General features: G+C 72.4%; 15 protein-coding genes. 9 read left to right on the forward strand and 6 right to left on the reverse strand.

Annotation, left to right across the window (positions count from 1 at the left end):
• Positions 1 to 6: 6 nt before the first annotated feature.
• Positions 7 to 1449: an MFS transporter gene (locus tag ACZ7C5_RS10405; RefSeq protein ID WP_470322411.1), complete on the forward strand. Its 1443-nt coding sequence runs from the start codon at positions 7 to 9 to the stop codon at positions 1447 to 1449.
• A gap of 58 nt (positions 1450 to 1507) precedes the next feature.
• Here the strand turns inward: ACZ7C5_RS10405 and ACZ7C5_RS10410 are convergent, their stop codons facing one another.
• The gene (locus ACZ7C5_RS10410; RefSeq protein WP_078589103.1) at positions 1508 to 1990 is read right to left on the reverse strand and encodes a hypothetical protein; all 483 of its coding nucleotides are present in this window, start codon (positions 1988 to 1990) and stop codon (positions 1508 to 1510) included.
• Between the two features lie 452 nt (positions 1991 to 2442).
• Between ACZ7C5_RS10410 and hemL the strand changes: the two genes are divergently transcribed.
• The 7 genes from hemL (at position 2443) to ACZ7C5_RS10445 (ending at position 9535) form a co-directional block, all read left to right on the forward strand.
• Positions 2443 to 3771, forward strand: a complete 1329-nt coding sequence (hemL, locus tag ACZ7C5_RS10415; RefSeq protein WP_470322412.1) for a glutamate-1-semialdehyde 2,1-aminomutase — start codon at positions 2443 to 2445, stop codon at positions 3769 to 3771.
• A 62-nt stretch (positions 3772 to 3833) separates the two neighbouring features.
• The gene (locus ACZ7C5_RS10420; RefSeq protein WP_188301360.1) at positions 3834 to 4484 is read left to right on the forward strand and encodes a histidine phosphatase family protein; all 651 of its coding nucleotides are present in this window, start codon (positions 3834 to 3836) and stop codon (positions 4482 to 4484) included.
• Between the two features lie 143 nt (positions 4485 to 4627).
• Positions 4628 to 5245 carry a TlpA family protein disulfide reductase gene (locus ACZ7C5_RS10425; protein WP_401080084.1) on the forward strand — a complete coding sequence of 206 codons (618 nt, stop codon included), beginning with the start codon at positions 4628 to 4630 and terminating at the stop codon, positions 5243 to 5245.
• Positions 5242 to 6015 (forward strand): cytochrome c biogenesis CcdA family protein, encoded by a 774-nt coding sequence (locus ACZ7C5_RS10430; protein ID WP_401080082.1) that lies wholly within the window; start codon positions 5242 to 5244, stop codon positions 6013 to 6015. Before ACZ7C5_RS10425 ends, ACZ7C5_RS10430 begins: the two co-directional genes overlap by 4 nt.
• A 2-nt stretch (positions 6016 to 6017) precedes the next feature.
• A complete protein-coding gene (gene resB, locus ACZ7C5_RS10435) occupies positions 6018 to 7814 on the forward strand; it encodes a cytochrome c biogenesis protein ResB (RefSeq protein WP_470322413.1) in 1797 nt (598 codons plus the stop codon).
• A 3-nt stretch (positions 7815 to 7817) separates the two neighbouring features.
• Positions 7818 to 9008, forward strand: coding sequence for a c-type cytochrome biogenesis protein CcsB (gene ccsB / locus ACZ7C5_RS10440; protein WP_188301336.1), 1191 nt, complete (start codon positions 7818 to 7820; stop codon positions 9006 to 9008).
• 140 nt (positions 9009 to 9148) lie between these two features.
• Positions 9149 to 9535 carry a hypothetical protein gene (locus tag ACZ7C5_RS10445; protein WP_188301337.1) on the forward strand — a complete coding sequence of 129 codons (387 nt, stop codon included), beginning with the start codon at positions 9149 to 9151 and terminating at the stop codon, positions 9533 to 9535.
• A gap of 9 nt (positions 9536 to 9544) precedes the next feature.
• On the opposite strand, the gene ACZ7C5_RS10450 is transcribed toward ACZ7C5_RS10445, so the two are convergent.
• Positions 9545 to 10642, reverse strand: coding sequence for a ScbA/BarX family gamma-butyrolactone biosynthesis protein (locus ACZ7C5_RS10450; RefSeq protein WP_470322414.1), 1098 nt, complete (start codon positions 10640 to 10642; stop codon positions 9545 to 9547).
• 348 nt (positions 10643 to 10990) lie between these two features.
• Here ACZ7C5_RS10450 and ACZ7C5_RS10455 point away from each other — a divergent pair, with 348 nt between their 5' ends.
• Positions 10991 to 11629: a ScbR family autoregulator-binding transcription factor gene (locus ACZ7C5_RS10455; RefSeq protein ID WP_470322415.1), complete on the forward strand. Its 639-nt coding sequence runs from the start codon at positions 10991 to 10993 to the stop codon at positions 11627 to 11629.
• 73 nt (positions 11630 to 11702) lie between these two features.
• On the opposite strand, the gene ACZ7C5_RS10460 is transcribed toward ACZ7C5_RS10455, so the two are convergent.
• The 4 genes from ACZ7C5_RS10460 to ACZ7C5_RS10475 all read right to left on the reverse strand — a co-directional run bounded on the left by ACZ7C5_RS10460 (position 11703) and on the right by ACZ7C5_RS10475 (position 15296).
• Entirely contained in the window at positions 11703 to 12314 is a 612-nt protein-coding gene (locus ACZ7C5_RS10460) for a ScbR family autoregulator-binding transcription factor (RefSeq protein ID WP_401080072.1), read from the reverse strand.
• A 225-nt stretch (positions 12315 to 12539) separates the two neighbouring features.
• Complete coding sequence (locus ACZ7C5_RS10465) at positions 12540 to 12746, reverse strand: acyl-CoA carboxylase epsilon subunit (RefSeq protein ID WP_188301340.1); 207 nt, start codon at positions 12744 to 12746, stop codon at positions 12540 to 12542.
• Between the two features lie 72 nt (positions 12747 to 12818).
• Positions 12819 to 14420, reverse strand: a complete 1602-nt coding sequence (locus ACZ7C5_RS10470) for an acyl-CoA carboxylase subunit beta (RefSeq protein WP_188301341.1) — start codon at positions 14418 to 14420, stop codon at positions 12819 to 12821.
• Positions 14421 to 14873: 453 nt separating this feature from the next.
• Positions 14874 to 15296, reverse strand: coding sequence for a PLD nuclease N-terminal domain-containing protein (locus tag ACZ7C5_RS10475; protein WP_188301342.1), 423 nt, complete (start codon positions 15294 to 15296; stop codon positions 14874 to 14876).
• Positions 15297 to 15360 lie beyond the last annotated feature (64 nt).

The following is a 15360-nucleotide window of genomic DNA, read 5'->3' on the forward strand; positions in this document are numbered from 1 at the left end:
ACCGCCATGACCACGCACGCCCCGGCCGCCCCCAGGCCGGCTTCCGCGACCCCCGCCCGCTCCCGCCCGCTCGCCCTCGCGGTGCTCTGCGCGGGAATGCTGATGATCATCCTGGACGGCTCGATCGTCACCGTGGCGCTGCCCGCGATCCAGGACGACCTGCACTTCTCGCCCGCCGGCCTCACCTGGACGGTCAACGCCTACCTGATCGCCTTCGGCGGCCTGCTCCTGCTGGCCGGGCGGCTCGGCGACCTGATCGGCCGCAAGCGGATGTTCGTCGCCGGGCTCACCGTCTTCACCGCCGCTTCGCTGCTCTGCGCCGTCGCCACCGGGCAGGAGATGCTGATCGCCGCCCGCTTCCTCCAGGGCGTCGGCGGTGCGATGGCCTCCGCGGTCAGCCTCGGGATGATCGTCACGCTCTTCCCCGAGCCGGCCGAACGCGGCCGGGCGATCGGCGCGTTCGGCTTCGTCGGCGCGGCCGGCGCCTCGATCGGCCAGGTCCTCGGCGGGGTGCTCACCCAGGCGCTCGACTGGCACTGGATCTTCCTGATCAACCTGCCGCTGGGCCTGGCCGCCGTGCTGCTGTCCGTCCGGGTGCTGGCGTCCGACCGGGGTCCCGGCCTGCGGGCCGGCGCCGACGTCCTCGGCGCCGTGCTGATCACCGCCGCGCTGATGCTCGGCATCTACACCGTCGTCGGCACCGGCGAGCACGGCTGGGCCTCCGCCCGAACCCTCGGCCTCGGCGCGCTCTCGCTCGCCCTGCTGGCCGGGTTCCTGCTCCGCCAGGCGCGGGCCGCCCAACCCCTGCTCCCGCTGCGGATGTTCCGCTCGCGCAACGTCTCCGGCGCCAACGCCGTACAGGTGCTGATGGTCTCCGCGCTGTTCGGTTTCCAGATCCTGGTCGCGCTCTACCTCCAGAACGTCCGCGGCTACGGCCCCGCCGCCACCGGCCTGGCGATGCTCCCGGCGGCACTCGCCATCGGCACCGTCTCGCTCACGCTGTCCGCCCGGCTGAACGCCCGCTTCGGCGAGCGCCCGGTGCTGCTGGCCGGGCTGGTCCTGCTGGTCGCCGCCCTGGCGCTGCTGGTCCGGCTGCCCGCGGACGGGGACTACGTCCTCGACCTGCTGCCCACGATGCTGCTCGCGGCCGGCTTCGGCCTGGCGATCTCGGCGCTCACGGTGCTCGGCATGTCGGGCGCGGGGCCGGCGGACGCGGGCACCGCCTCCGGCCTCTTCAACACCACCCAGCAGGTCGGCGGCGCGCTCGGGGTCGCCGTCCTCACCACCCTCGCCGACGGCCGCACCGGGGCCCTCGTGGCCGCCGGACACCCGGCGTCCGAGGCCCTCACGGCTGGATTCCGGCTCGCCTTCGGGGTGGCCGCGGGCCTGCTGACGATGGCTCTGCTGCTCGCCGCCGCCGTCCTGCGGCCGGCCGGAGGGCAGAACTGATCCGCCGTCAACCGGGCCCGCCCCGGTCCGCGTTCGGCGCGGGCCGGGGCGCCCGGCGTCAGGGCCAGACCAGGCAGTACAGCTGGTGTCCGGCCTCGTGCAGGCGGTTGGCGAAGTCCTGCCACTCGTGCAGCATGCTGTAGATCACGAACGCGTCCCGCGGTCCGCGCCGGTCCGGCACGGTGGACCAGATGAACGCGGCGGCGCCGAGTTCGGTCTCGTCGGCCTTGCGCAGTGGTTCGACGACGTTGTGGGGGAGCTGGACGACGGCGTAGTCGGGGTGCAGCACGACCAGCTCCAGCGGCGGCACCTGGTGCAGGGGGACGCCCTGGATGCCGGTGAGCACCATGGCGCTCATGGTCTCCGGTTTGATCTTGGTGGAGAGGTGGCCGGTGGGGGAGCCGCTGGTCTCCATCAGGTCGCCGAGCCGCCCCAGCGAGCCGAGCTCGCCGGCGTCCAGGCCGAGTCCGCCGGGCCCCAGGGCGGTGGGGACTCTGGCGGCGGTCGCGCGGTCGGGGGCGCCGAAGTACTTGTACGTCACCCCCACGCGTCCCTCACCCCGCCTCTCACCGCCGCGACGACCTCGACCCGTACCCGCTCCCGCACCCGCTCCCGTACCCCCGCGTGCGGCCTCGGTGGGCCGGCGGGAGCCCCCCGCGGCCTCGTCGTAGCCGTCCTGCGCCTCGGACACTCGGACCATCCTCACCGGAATTCGCCGGAATCGACAGACCCCCGCACGTCCGGCGTCCCACCGGTCGTGCTCCTTACCCGTCATGCGCCGCCGTACCCACTCGCGGTACGCGGCAGTCCTCTCCACACCCCTGCACACAGACCGGAGCGCCTGCGCACTCTGTGTACACAGTCTGACTGGTCCCCGGTCCGGTGCAGTCAGCGGCCCCTGCTGTACGGACAACCGTACAGACAACGGTGCCCGGATCATCGTTCCAGATGATCGGGTCGGACATGCAGAGCGCAAGGACACGATTTGAGACCATGTCTTTTGTGAGCTATCCCTACGAAGCCCCCCAGTCCCAGTCGCTGTTCGACCGCGCCTCCGTGGTGACCCCCGGCGGCGTCAACTCCCCGGTGCGCGCCTTCCGCGCGGTCGGCGGCACGCCGCGCTTCATGGTGTCCGGCACCGGCCCCTACCTCACCGACGCCGACGGCCGCGAGTACGTCGACCTGGTGTGCTCGTGGGGTCCGATGATCCTCGGCCACGCGCACCCCGAGGTGATCGACGCCGTCCGGCGGGCCGTCTCCCACGGCACCTCCTTCGGCACTCCCGGCCAGGGCGAGGTCGAGCTGGCCGAGGAGATCGTCGCCCGGGTCGCCCCGGTCGAGCAGGTCCGCCTGGTCTCCTCGGGCACCGAGGCCACGATGTCCGCGATCCGGCTGGCCCGCGGCTTCACCGGCCGCGCGAAGGTGGTCAAGTTCGCCGGCTGCTACCACGGTCACGTGGACGCGCTGCTGGCCGCCGCCGGTTCCGGCGTCGCCACCTTCGGCCTGCCGGACACCCCGGGCGTCACCGGCGCCCAGGCCGGCGACACCATCGTGCTGCCGTACAACGACCTGGCCGCCGTCGAGCGGGCGTTCGCCGCCCACCCGGGCGAGATCGCCTGCGTGATCACCGAGGCCTCGCCCGGCAACATGGGCGTCGTCCCGCCGCTGCCCGGCTTCAACGGCGGCCTGGCCCGGCTCTGCCGGGAGAACGGCGCGCTGTTCATCTCCGACGAGGTGATGACCGGCTTCCGCGTCTCCAAGGCCGGCTGGTACGGCCTGGAGGCCGCGAACGAGGGCTGGGCGCCGGACCTGCTGACCTTCGGCAAGGTCATGGGCGGCGGCTTCCCGGCCGCGGCCTTCGGCGGCCGCGCCGACGTGATGGCGCACCTGGCCCCGGCCGGCCCGGTCTACCAGGCGGGCACCCTGTCCGGGAACCCGATCGCCACCGCGGCCGGCCTGGCCCAGCTGCGCGGCTGCACCGACGAGGTGTACGCGACGGTGGACCGGGTCGCCGTCGAGATCTCCGGCCTGGTCACCGAGGCGCTCGCCAAGGAGGGCGTGGCGCACCGTCTCCAGACCGCGGGGAACATGTTCTCGGTGTTCTTCACCGAGGCCGCCGTCACCGACTACGACGAGGCGAAGACCCAGGAGGCGTACCGTTTCACCGCCTTCTTCCACGCGATGCTGGCCGAGGGCGTCTACCTGCCGCCGTCCGCCTTCGAGTCCTGGTTCGTCTCGGCGGCCCACGACGAGCGGGCGATCGAGCGGATCGCCGCCGCGCTGCCGGCCGCCGCGCGCGCCGCTGCCGCCGCCACGGCCTGAACCCTCTGAGTCCCAGGAGTAGTCGAGAAGTGAGCGCCAAAGAGATCACCGTCGTCCACGTGATGCGGCACGGCGAGGTGCACAACCCGGAGGGCGTCCTGTACGGGCGGCTGCCGGACTACCACCTGTCCGAGCTGGGCCGGAAGATGGCCGAGCGGGTCGGTGAGGACCTGGCCGACCGGGACGTCACCCATGTGGTGGCCTCCCCGCTGGAGCGGGCCCAGGAGACCGCCGCGCCGATCGCCGGGGCACACGGCCTGGAGGTCGCGGTGGACGGGCGGCTGATCGAGGCGGAGAACGTCTTCGAGGGCAAGACCTTCGGCGTCGGCGACGGTTCGCTGCGGAACCCGGGTTACTGGAAGTACCTCACCAACCCGTTCAAGCCCTCCTGGGGCGAGCCGTACCTCGACCAGGTGGTGCGGATGATGGGTGCGCTCGGCGCCGCCAGGGACGCCGCGCGCGGGCACGAGGCGGTCTGCGTCAGCCACCAGCTGCCGATCTGGATCCTCCGCTCCTTCGTGGAGCGCCGCCGGCTCTGGCACGACCCGCGCAACCGGCAGTGCTCGCTGGCCTCGCTGACCAGCTTCACCTTCGAGGACGACAGGATCGTCTCGGTCGGCTACCGCGAGCCGGCCCGCGACCTGCTGCCCGCGCACCTGGTGGGCAAGGGCCGCAAGGGAGACAAGCCGGTGGGCAAGAGCTTCGGCGCCTAACCCCGCGTAAGCGGTAGGTAAGTATGACTTCGGGTCACCTGGTATCTGCCGGGTGACCCGATTTCGTCGCAGGTCAGAAGGGGTGCCACGCGCAAGGGAGGACCCCGGCGAACCGGCCCGGAACTCCATGCGAAACTTTTCACATGTCTGCCATGACGCGTCCCCGTCCCCGTGTCGCCGCAGCAGCCGCCGCCACCGTCGCCGCCGCTGCGCTCGCCCTCACCGGTTGCTCCTCCGCGGGCTCGTCGGGCAGCGGCGAGGGCCAGGTCGGCTTCGTCACGGTCAAGGGCACCAACCTGTCGAAGGCGGACGCCGGCAAGCGCGGGGACGCGCCGGACATCACCGGGGAGACCCTGGAGGGCACCCCGGCCAAGCTCTCCGACTACCGGGGCAAGGTCGTCGTGCTGAACGTCTGGGGCTCCTGGTGCGGTCCCTGCCGGGCCGAGGCCAAGAGCCTCCAGAACGTCTCGGAGAAGTACAAGGACCAGGGCGTCCGGTTCCTCGGCATCAACACCCGGGACACCGAGAAGCAGAACGCCGTCCGCTTCGAGCAGGAGCAGGGCGTCACGTACCCGAGCCTGTTCGACCCGGCCGGCACCCAGCTGCTGAAGTTCCCCAAGGGCAGCCTCAACCCGCAGTCCATCCCGACCACCCTGATCGTCGACCGCGACGGCAAGCTCGCCGCCCGCGCCGTCGGCGGCACCACCGAGGACGCGCTGGAGTCGATCCTCCAGCCGGTGGTCGCGGAGCAGAAGCAGTGAGTCCGACGCAGCAGCTCGCCGACACCACCTCGACCGTCCAGAGCGGCGCGCTGCTGGCCGCCGCTCCGGTCGCGCTGCTGGCGGGGCTGGCGTCCTTCTTCTCGCCGTGCGTGCTTCCGCTCGTCCCCGGCTACCTGTCGTACGTGACCGGCTTCTCCGCCGCGGACCTCGCGGACGCCCGCGGCTCCCGGCGCGGCCGGATGCTGCTCGGCGTGGTGCTGTTCATCCTCGGTTTCACCGCGGTGTTCGTCTCCACCGGAGCCCTGTTCGGCTACTTCGGCCAGGAGCTCCAGGACTACAAGCGGATCATCAGCGTCGTGCTGGGCTCGCTCACCATCGTCATGGGCCTGGCGTTCATGGGCCTGGTGCCAGGGCTGAGCATGCGCGAGGTCCGGTCGCACCGCCGCCCGGCCGTCGGCCTGCTGGGCGCCCCGATGCTCGGGGTGGTGTTCGGCGTCGGCTGGACGCCCTGCATGGGGCCGACCCTGACGGCCGTGCAGAACCTGGCCCTGAACCAGGCCGACGCCCAGCGCGGCGCGCTGCTGACCACCTTCTACTGCCTGGGCCTCGGCGTACCGTTCATCCTGGCCGCGGTGGCCTTCCGCAGGGCGCTGGGCGCCTTCGGCTGGGTCAAGCGGCACTACCCGCTCGTCATGAGGATCGGCGGCGGCATGCTCGTCGCGGTCGGTCTGCTGCTCGTCACCGGGATCTGGGACTCGATGATGAGCGAGTTGCAGTCCTGGACCGCCGACTTCCAGATCGGAATCTGACCGTGAGCAAGACCACGACCGAGACCGAGCAGCCCCCGGCGCCGGACGACGCCGCCGCCGAACGGCTCAGCACCGCGCCGGTCGAGTCCGAGGGACCGGTCGGCATAGGGGCGTTCGGCTGGGCGCGCTGGATGTGGCGCCAGCTGACCTCGATGCGGGTCGCCCTGGTCCTGCTGTTCCTGCTGTCACTGGCCGCCATCCCGGGCTCGCTGATCCCGCAGAACGGCCAGAACCAGTTCAAGGTGCAGACCTGGAAGGCGCAGCACACCACGGTCGCGCCGATCTACGAGAAGCTCCAGCTGTTCGACGTCTACAGCTCGGTCTGGTTCTCCGCGATCTACATCCTGCTGTTCGTCTCGCTGGCCGGCTGCATCGTCCCGCGCACCTGGCAGTTCGTCGGAGTGCTGCGCTCCCAGCCGCCGGCCGCGCCGCGCAACCTGACCCGGATGCCGGTGCACGCGGCCTGGCGCACCACGGCGGACGCCGGGACGGTGAACGCCGCCGCGCACCGGCTGCTGCGCAGGCGCGGCTTCCGCGCCCACCTGTCCGGCGGCGCGGTGGCCGCCGAGAAGGGCTACCTGCGCGAGGTCGGCAACCTGCTGTTCCACCTGTCGCTGTTCGCGCTGCTCGGCGGTTTCGCCTGGTCCAGCCTGGCCGCCGGCACCGGCGGCAAGCTGATGGTCGAGGGCGAGGGCTACTCCAACACCATCACCCAGCTCGACGACTTCACCGGCACCCGGTTCTACGGCAGCCAGGACCTGGACCCCTTCTACCTGAAGCTGAACGGCTTCACCTCGGAGTTCCAGACCAAGGGCGACCAGATCGGCGCCGCCCGGCAGTTCACCGCGAACGTCGAGTACTACGGGGGCAGCGACCAGTCGAAGCTCAAGCAGTCGACGATCGAGGTCAACCACCCGCTGGAGATCGGCGGCAGCAAGGTCTACCTGATCGGCCACGGCTACGCCCCGGTGATCACCCTCAAGAACGGCAAGGGCGACGTCGTCTACCAGGGCGCCGTCCCGTTCCTGCCGCAGGACGGCAACCTGACCTCCACCGGCGTCGTGAAGGCCTCCGACTACGGCGTCGGTCCCGACGGCAACAAGACCCAGATGGGCTTCTCCGGCTTCTTCCTGCCGACCGCCCCGCTGAGCTTCGAGGGCACCGGACCGGTCTCGCTGTTCCCCGGTGCCGCCGCCCCCGAGCTGGTGCTGAACGCCTTCGCGGGCGACCTGGGCACCGACTCCGGCCTGCCGCAGAACGTCTACCAGCTCAACACCCGCAAGCTCACCCAGCTGACCCAGGACGGCCAGCCGGCCAAGGCCAGGCTCAAGCCGGGCCAGGGCTGGACCCTCCCCGACGGCTACGGCTCCGTCACCTTCGAGGGCTACAAGCAGTGGGCCAGCTTCAACGTCACGCACCGCCCGGGCAACGAGATCGCCCTGGCCGGCGGCGTGCTGGCGATCCTCGGCCTGATCGGCTCGCTGTTCATCCAGCGCCGCCGGATCTGGGTGCGGGCGGTCGCCCTGCCGGGCGGCGGCACCCAGGTGGAGCTGGCCGGCCTGGCCCGCAGCGAGTCGGCGAAGATCGCCGAGGAGCTGGCGGAACTCGCGGTGGACCTCCAGGACGACGCCCCGGCCTCCGAGGGGGACGACGCCCCGGCCCCCGACGGGGACGACGAGGACGATGAGGACGGCGCCGGGCGACCGGCCGCCGCGCCCGAGCCCGACGCAGTGCCCGACGACCCCGAGGCCGAGGCCTCAGCCCCCGCAGTCCCTGCCGACCAGAACTCCAAGGAGTAGACGGTGCAACTCGCCTCGGCGGTCGACCCACAGCTGGCCGACCTCTCCAACAACCTGATCTATTCGGCGATGGTGGTCTACACGCTCGCCATGTTCGCCCACATGATCGAGTGGACCTTCGGCAGCAAGGGCGCCGTCGCCGTCCGCTCGAAGGAGCAGGCGGGCAGCCTCGGCGAGACCGTCGCGGCAGCGGCGCCGAAGGGCGCGAAGAAGGTCACCGTCACCGTGGCCGGCGCCGGTGGCGGCACCACCACGCTCACCCGCACCGCGATCGCGGGCGAGGGCGCGACGGTGGTCACCAGCGGGCGCGCGGCGGACGAGGAGGACGGTCCGGGCGCGGCCGGCACCAACGAGAAGGCCGACCTGGCCGGCCGGATCGCCATCTCGCTCACCGTGCTCGCGGCACTGCTGCACGTGGGCGGGATCGTCACCCGCGGCCTGTCGGTGTCCCGCTGGCCGTGGGGCAACATGTACGAGTTCTCCTGCGCCTTCGCCTTCGCGATGACGGCCGCGTACCTGGTGCTGCTGGCCGCGAAGAAGAAGGTCCGCTGGCTCGGCCTGCCGGTCGTCCTCGCGGTGCTGCTGACCCTCGGCATCGCCACCACGGTGCTGTACACCGACTCCGAGCAGCTCGTCCCGGCGCTGCACTCGCCGTGGCTGGCGATCCACGTGTCCACCGCGATCTTCTGCGGCGGCGCCTTCTACGCGGCGTTCATCGCCACTCTGCTGTACCTGTGGCAGGACTCGTACCACACCCGGGTCGAGGCCGGGAAGTACGACTTCCTCCAGCCGGGCGCGGCGCGCTCGCACGACGGGCGGACGTACTCGCGGACGCGGATCCTGCTGGCCCGCGTCCGGGTCTCGGTGTGCAACCGGCTGCCCGCCGCGTCCACCTTCGACAAGCTGTCCTACCGGATCAACGCCCTGGTCTTCCCGCTGTGGACCTTCACCATCATCGCGGGCGCGATCTGGGCCGAGGCGGCCTGGGGCAAGTACTGGGAGTGGGACCCGAAGGAGACCTGGTCGTTCATCACCTGGGTCGCCTACGCCTGCTACCTGCACGCCCGGGCGACGGCCGGCTGGAAGGGCCGCAAGGCCGCGTACCTGGCGCTGGCGGCGTTCGCCTGCTGGCTCTTCAACTACTACGGCGTGAACATCTTCGTCACCGGAAAGCACTCCTACGCGGGGATCTGACCGGGGCACACGATCACCCACCGGCCCGGCTCTCCCACAGGTAGCCGGGCCGAGGTGCAGACAGGGGTAGTGCGCGCCGGCCGCCGGCCGGTGCGAGAGGGATTCGAGGAGGAAATCGCGCGATGGAGTGCGACGAGGTCATGCTGACCGTCCGAATCACCGCCGCCGAGCGCATGCTGCTCCGCAGGCTCGCCCAGGGACACCGGAGCGACGTGTCCGAGGTGGTGTCCGACGCGCTGCTGGACATCATCCCCACGCTCAGCGCGCCGGGAGACGCCTACCGGCTGCTGGGGGCGCTGGCGGTGCCCGCGCCCTGCGCCCTGACGGTCTGGCTGCCGACCCCGCTGGCCGACCTGCTGGTGCCCGGCGCGGCCAGGATCGCGCAGATCACCGACGTCCGGGTCGAGTCGGCGAGCGCCGCCCTGGGCGCGGCGCTGCGGCTCTGGCTGGCCCAGGACCCGGTCAGGCTGGCGACCAACCTGAGCGTGATGCACGCGGGCCGGCCGTCCGCGCTGATGGCCGCCTGAGCGCGGCCGTCAGCTCGCCAGCGGCAGCCGGGTGCCGCCGAGGCCGGGCGTGGCGGGGCGGCCGTCGTAGGCGTCCCGCCTGGCCGGCACCCCCGGCTCCCCGGCCGGTCCGTGCACCGGCTCGGTGAGCACCCGGCACTCGGCCGCCGTCCGGCCGTCCTGGAGCAGCTGGACCAGGACGGCCGGACGGCCGCCGGTCGCGGCCGGCTCGGTGGCCGCCCGGACGAAGCAGGGCCGGTCCAGTTCGATGTAGCGGCCGAAGGAGGTCACCAGCTCGACCGGTACCACCGGCTCGGGGTGGCACAGCCGCTGGGCGGCCTGCCGGGCGGCCTCCAGCACCAGCATTCCCGGCACGTGGTCCAGCTCGTGGTCGAACAGCACCGGGTGCGTGACGTCGGCCCGCAGCAGCCAGGTGTCCGGTGCCAGGGTCGGGCTGAGCACCACGTCCGCGGGCTGGGCGCGGCCGACCAGTTCGGGCGCGGCGGGCGCCGGCGGCCGCGGCGGGACGACGCGCCGCGCGGGGCCGCGCAGCCGGGCGTACGAGGCGGGGGAGAGGACCCGCAGCTGGCCGGTGCCGTGGCCGATCGGCCGGCCCTCCCTGGTGACCTCGATGCGCACCCGCAGCGAGACCAGCCCGCCGTGCCGCATCCGGACGTCCTCGCAGCCGACGCCGAGCATCAGCGAGACGGGGCCGGGCGTGACGGCCAGGCCGGGCAGTCCGGGCTCGCCGAGCGCGTAGGAGAGGTCCTCCATGACGAACTGGTGGCCGCGCGGCACCCCGAACCCGGCGTGGCCGATCAGCAGACCGGCCTGCCGGATCGTCTCCGCCAGCAGCACCGGGTCGTGGTAGCGGTCGCCGGGCAGCCGGTAGAAGCCGTGCAGCCGGGGCCACTGGGCGCCGAGCAGGAAGTCGTACGGGCCGGTGGCCTGCCAGCCGGTGAGGAAGACCTCGGACACCGAGGCGCGGTGCACCAGGTGCCGGGAGACGGTCCGGTCGTGGAAGTCGTAGCCGGTCGCGGGGCCGTCGTGGAAGCCGGGACCGTCGGCGTCGCCCGGGCCGGGGTGGGGGTACGGGCCGTGCGGGTCCGGCTCTACGATCGATGGCATGACTGGCCCCCGCTTCAGGGTGTCGGTCGGAGCGGCCGCCACGGCCGTCCGAGCAAAACATACATACCACCCGGTTTGTCTTTGGCGACTGGGGGTGCCCCGGCCGACCGTACCGGCCCGATCACGCTACCTGCCGTGGACTGGGGGAATGCCTGTTCTGGGTGGCTCAGGCCATGGGGGGAGGGCCGTCCCCGCTGGACGGCGGGGGCGGAGCAAGCGCTAGATTAGATACCAACCATGCGGTTTCGGACGGTACGCTCCGCATGCGAGCGCCGCTCCCCGAAGGGGACGCGCCGACAGCAGCCGGGCGGGGTGGGGATCGCGCCCGGCCGAGTCCGGAGGGGGCCAGTGGTCAAGCAGGAACGGGCTGGGCGGACCCGGCGGGCCGTACTGCTCGCCGCCGCGGAGACCTTCGCGCGGGTGGGCTTCGAGGCCGCCAGCCTGGTCGACATCAGCCGCCGGGCCGGGGTGAGCAAGGGGGCCCTCTACTTCCACTTCGTGTCCAAGCAGGCCCTCGCCGACGGGGTGCGCTGCGCCGCCGGGCGGCAGGTCGGCTCGGCCGCGCTGCGCGCCCTGCGGGCCGAGGGCCCGGCGCTCCAGGGCCTGATCGACTTCTCGCACGAACTGGCCGGGATGCTGCGCGAGGACGTGGTGGTGCGGGCCGGCGTCCGGCTCGGCCGTCCGGGCCCTCCGCGCCGGGGCGGCGCCCGGGACGGTGCGCCCGGCCCGGTGGGCCCGGACGTCGCCTGGCGCAGCCTCACCGCCGTCGTCCACCGCCTGCTGGACCGTGCCGCCGAGGCCGGTGAGCTGTGCGCCGGGGTGGACCGGCGGGCCGCCGCCGAACTGCTCACCGCGGCGGCGGCCGGCCAGGTGCTGCTGGCGGGCGAGGAGACGGACCGGCCGGGGCCCGAGGCCGTGAGCCGGCTCTGGACGGCCGCGCTGCCGGCCCTGGTGGCGGCCGAGCACCGGGGCGGCTACCGGGTCTGACCGGAGCCGGCCGACGGGGGCCGCCCGGCGCCTCGGGCCCGCCCGGCGAGGTGCCTCGGGCCCGCCCGGTGCCTCAGGCCCGCCCGCCGACGCTCAGCCGGGCGAGGGCGTGCGGCTGGACCAGGCCGGGCAGCAGCAGCGTCCACAGGTCCGACAGCCGCTGGATCAGGTCCTGCCGGTCGGCCAGCACCTGGGAGCTCAGCTGGATGCCGGTGACGGCGCCGGTGATCACCCCGGAGGCCGCGGTCAGGTCGATCCCCGGGTGGAGGTCCCCCGCCTCCCTGGCCCGCTCCAGCAGGACCCGGACCGTGTCCATCCACCCCTGGTAGGCCGCGAGCTGCGGCTGGGTGAAGCTGCCGTGCTCGATCGTCAGCCGGATGCTGCCGCGCACCAGCGGGTCGGTCAGGAGCGCGCGGGCGAAGGCGTACCCGAGGTCGATCAGGTTCTGCACCGGACTGTCCGCGGTCGGCTCCCAGCCGGAGATGAAGGCGCCCTGCCCCTCGATGACGGCGAGCGCCAGCTCCTCCTTGGAGCCGAAGTGGAAGTACAGCGCGCCCTTGGTGACACCGGCGCGGTCCAGGATCTCGGACATCGTGGCGGCGGCGTAGCCCCGCTCGTCGAACACCTCGGCCGCCGCGATGAGTACCGCCTGGCGGGTCGCCAGCGCGCGTGCCTGCCTGGCCATCGCAGCCTCCCTGGAAAGTTCTGGTACTCGGCAGCGGCCGGTCCTGTGGGGGCGGACGGGGCGGCGGACGCATACCGTCCAGCAGGTATCCTACCGAGCCTTTCGCGGGCCCTTCCGGCCTCGCTCGGGCAGGTGGGAGCGCCGGGCCCGCGCGGCCCCGGGGGGAACGCACGACGGCCGGTCACCCGAACGGGGTGACCGGCCGGAGGCCAGGGCCGTGGGCCGTCAGGCGGCCTGCTGCCAGCTGACCGGCGAGTAGTACGCCGGGCGGCGCTCCAGGCGCTGCCAGCTGGCGATCGGCTCGACGGGAGCGGCGGCGGCGGCCTGCTGCGCGGCGGCGCGCGCGGCGAGGACGGCGGTCAGGGCGGCGAGTTCCTCGTCGGTGAGACTGCCGCGGACGATGCGGACGAGGGGTTCGGCGGAAGCGGTCATGTCCTGGTTTCTCCCCCGGGTTGCTGTGGTCTGGGGCGGGTGCCCCGGTGGACTGCTGCGGTGGAGCGGGCGTTACATCGGCGGGTTGCCGTGCTTGCGGCTGGGCAGGTCGGCGTGCTTGGTGCGGAGCATGGCCAGGGCGGAGGCGATCACCTGGCGGGTCTCGGCCGGGTCGATGACGTCGTCCACGAGGCCGCGCTCGGCCGCGTAGTACGGGTGCATCAGCTCGTTCTTGTATTCCTTGATCTTCTGGGCGCGCATGGCGTCCGGGTCCTCGGCGGCGTTGATCTCGCGCCGGAAGATGACGTTGGCCGCGCCCTCGGCGCCCATCACGGCGATCTCGTTGGTCGGCCAGGCGTAGGACAGGTCCGCGCCGATCGAGCGGGAGTCCATCACGATGTAGGCGCCGCCGTAGGCCTTGCGCAGGATCAGCGAGATGCGCGGCACGGTGGCGTTGCAGTACGCGTACAGCAGCTTGGCGCCGTGCCGGATGATGCCGCCGTGCTCCTGGTCGACGCCGGGCAGGAAGCCGGGGACGTCGAGCAGGGTGACCAGCGGGATGTTGAAGGCGTCGCACATCTGGACGAAGCGGGCGGCCTTCTCGCTCGCGTTGATGTCCAGCACGCCGGCCAGCGACTGCGGCTGGTTGGCGATGATGCCGGTGACGTGGCCGTCGACCCGGGCGAGCACGCACAGCACGTTGGTGGCCCAGCGCTCGTGGACCTCCAGGAACTCGCCGTGGTCGACGACCTCCTCGATCACCTTGCGCATGTCGTACGGGCGGTTGCCGTCGGCGGGCACCAGGTCCAGCAGGCTGTCGTTGCGGCGCTCGACCGGGTCGTCCGTCATCACGGACGGCGGCATCTCGCGGTTGTTCTGCGGCAGCAGCGACAGGAGGTAGCGGACCTCCTCGATGCAGGACTGCTCGTCGTCGTAGACGAAGTGGGAGACACCGGAGACGCCGGCGTGCACGTCCGCGCCGCCGAGGCCGTTCTGGGTGATCTTCTCGCCGGTGACCGCCTGGACGACGTCGGGGCCGGTGATGAACATCTGCGAGGTCTCGCGGACCATGAAGACGAAGTCGGTCAGCGCGGGGGAGTAGGCGGCGCCGCCGGCGCACGGGCCGAGCATCACCGAGATCTGCGGGATGACGCCGGAGGCCTTGGTGTTGCGCTGGAAGATGCCGCCGTAGCCGGCCAGGGCGGTGACGCCCTCCTGGATGCGGGCGCCGGCGCCGTCGTTCAGCGACACCAGCGGGGCACCGGCCGCGATGGCCATGTCCATGATCTTGTGGATCTTCTGCGCGTGGGCCTCGCCCAGCGCGCCGCCGAAGATCCGGAAGTCGTGCGCGTAGGTGAAGACGGTGCGGCCGTGGACCGTGCCCCAGCCGACGATCACGCCGTCGGTGTGCGGCTTCTTGGCCTCCAGGCCGAAGCCCTGGGCGCGGTGCCGGCGCAGCGGCTCGACCTCGCGGAAGGAGCCCTCGTCCAGCAGCAGCTCGATGCGCTCGCGGGCGGTCAGCTTGCCCTTGGCGTGCTGGGCCTCGGTGGCCTTGTCGCTGGGGCCGCGGCGCACCTTCTCGCGCAGCTCGTGCAGCTCGGCGACCCGTCCGCGGGCGTCGGCCGGGACCTCGGGGGCCCCACCGTCGACCTGCGCCTCATGCACAACCGTCATCTCGAACCACTCCAAGGGTGAGGGAACTGTCCGACAGCCAACGTCATGCTGTGCCCCCGGCTGCGAATCACTTTCTTCACTTATGACTGTACGAGGGGCCGTGCGCTGGTTTCGGCGTCGATTCCGTACAAGGTCGGGTTCGTTTAGCTGTCAGGCCTGGACAGAAGTAGTTGGTTCAGCCGCTGAGCGCTCGGTGTTCACTCGGGTACCGGGGGTTGTCGGGCAGGTGATGGCCCGATGATCTGAGCATGAAGGAAAGCGCAGGTCAGGGCCGTCTTTTAGCAATGTGGGCCGGTCCTCCGGGGCCGCGCTCAAGGTCTGCTCAAGTCCGGCGGCGGAACGGTTGCCGGCCGGGCGGGGCGGCGGAAAGTCGTAGGGAAGCGCCAAAAACACCGCAGCCCACCCCGGGTGTGAGGGGTGGGCTGTCCGGGCGAGCGGTCGGACCGGCTCCGATCAGCTCTTCTTGCCGTCCTCGGGCTCGTCGCGGTCGCGCAGCTCGCGCTCGCGACGCCGCAGATCGGACTCCCACTGCTTCAGCATGTCCTCGTGGTCTTTGTCGTTCCTCTTCAACGAGGCGAGGAACTCCGGGTCGTCGTCCGGCGCCGTCGGCCGTCCGCCGCGCGGGGCCGGGCGGCCCTGGCGGTCGTCGGCCGGGTACCCCGCGTGGGCCCCGGCGGGGGCGGCCGGCAGGAAGCCGCGCCGCTTGCCGGCGATCAGCCAGGCGATCGGGCCCAGCGGCGGGAAGAGCAGCACGATCAGCACCCAGACCACCTTCGGCAGGTGCTTCACCTCGTCCTCGGGCGTGGTCAGGCAGTCCACGAACGCCCAGACCCAGAGCGCGAGCGGAAGGATGATGGTCAGAAGAATCCTCAGCACGGCCGGGTTCTCCTCCCTGGCGGCGACGGTGGCGGCGGGCGCCTTCCAGGGGCCCTTGACCCGG

Source organism: Kitasatospora sp. NPDC036993, assembly GCF_055607525.1.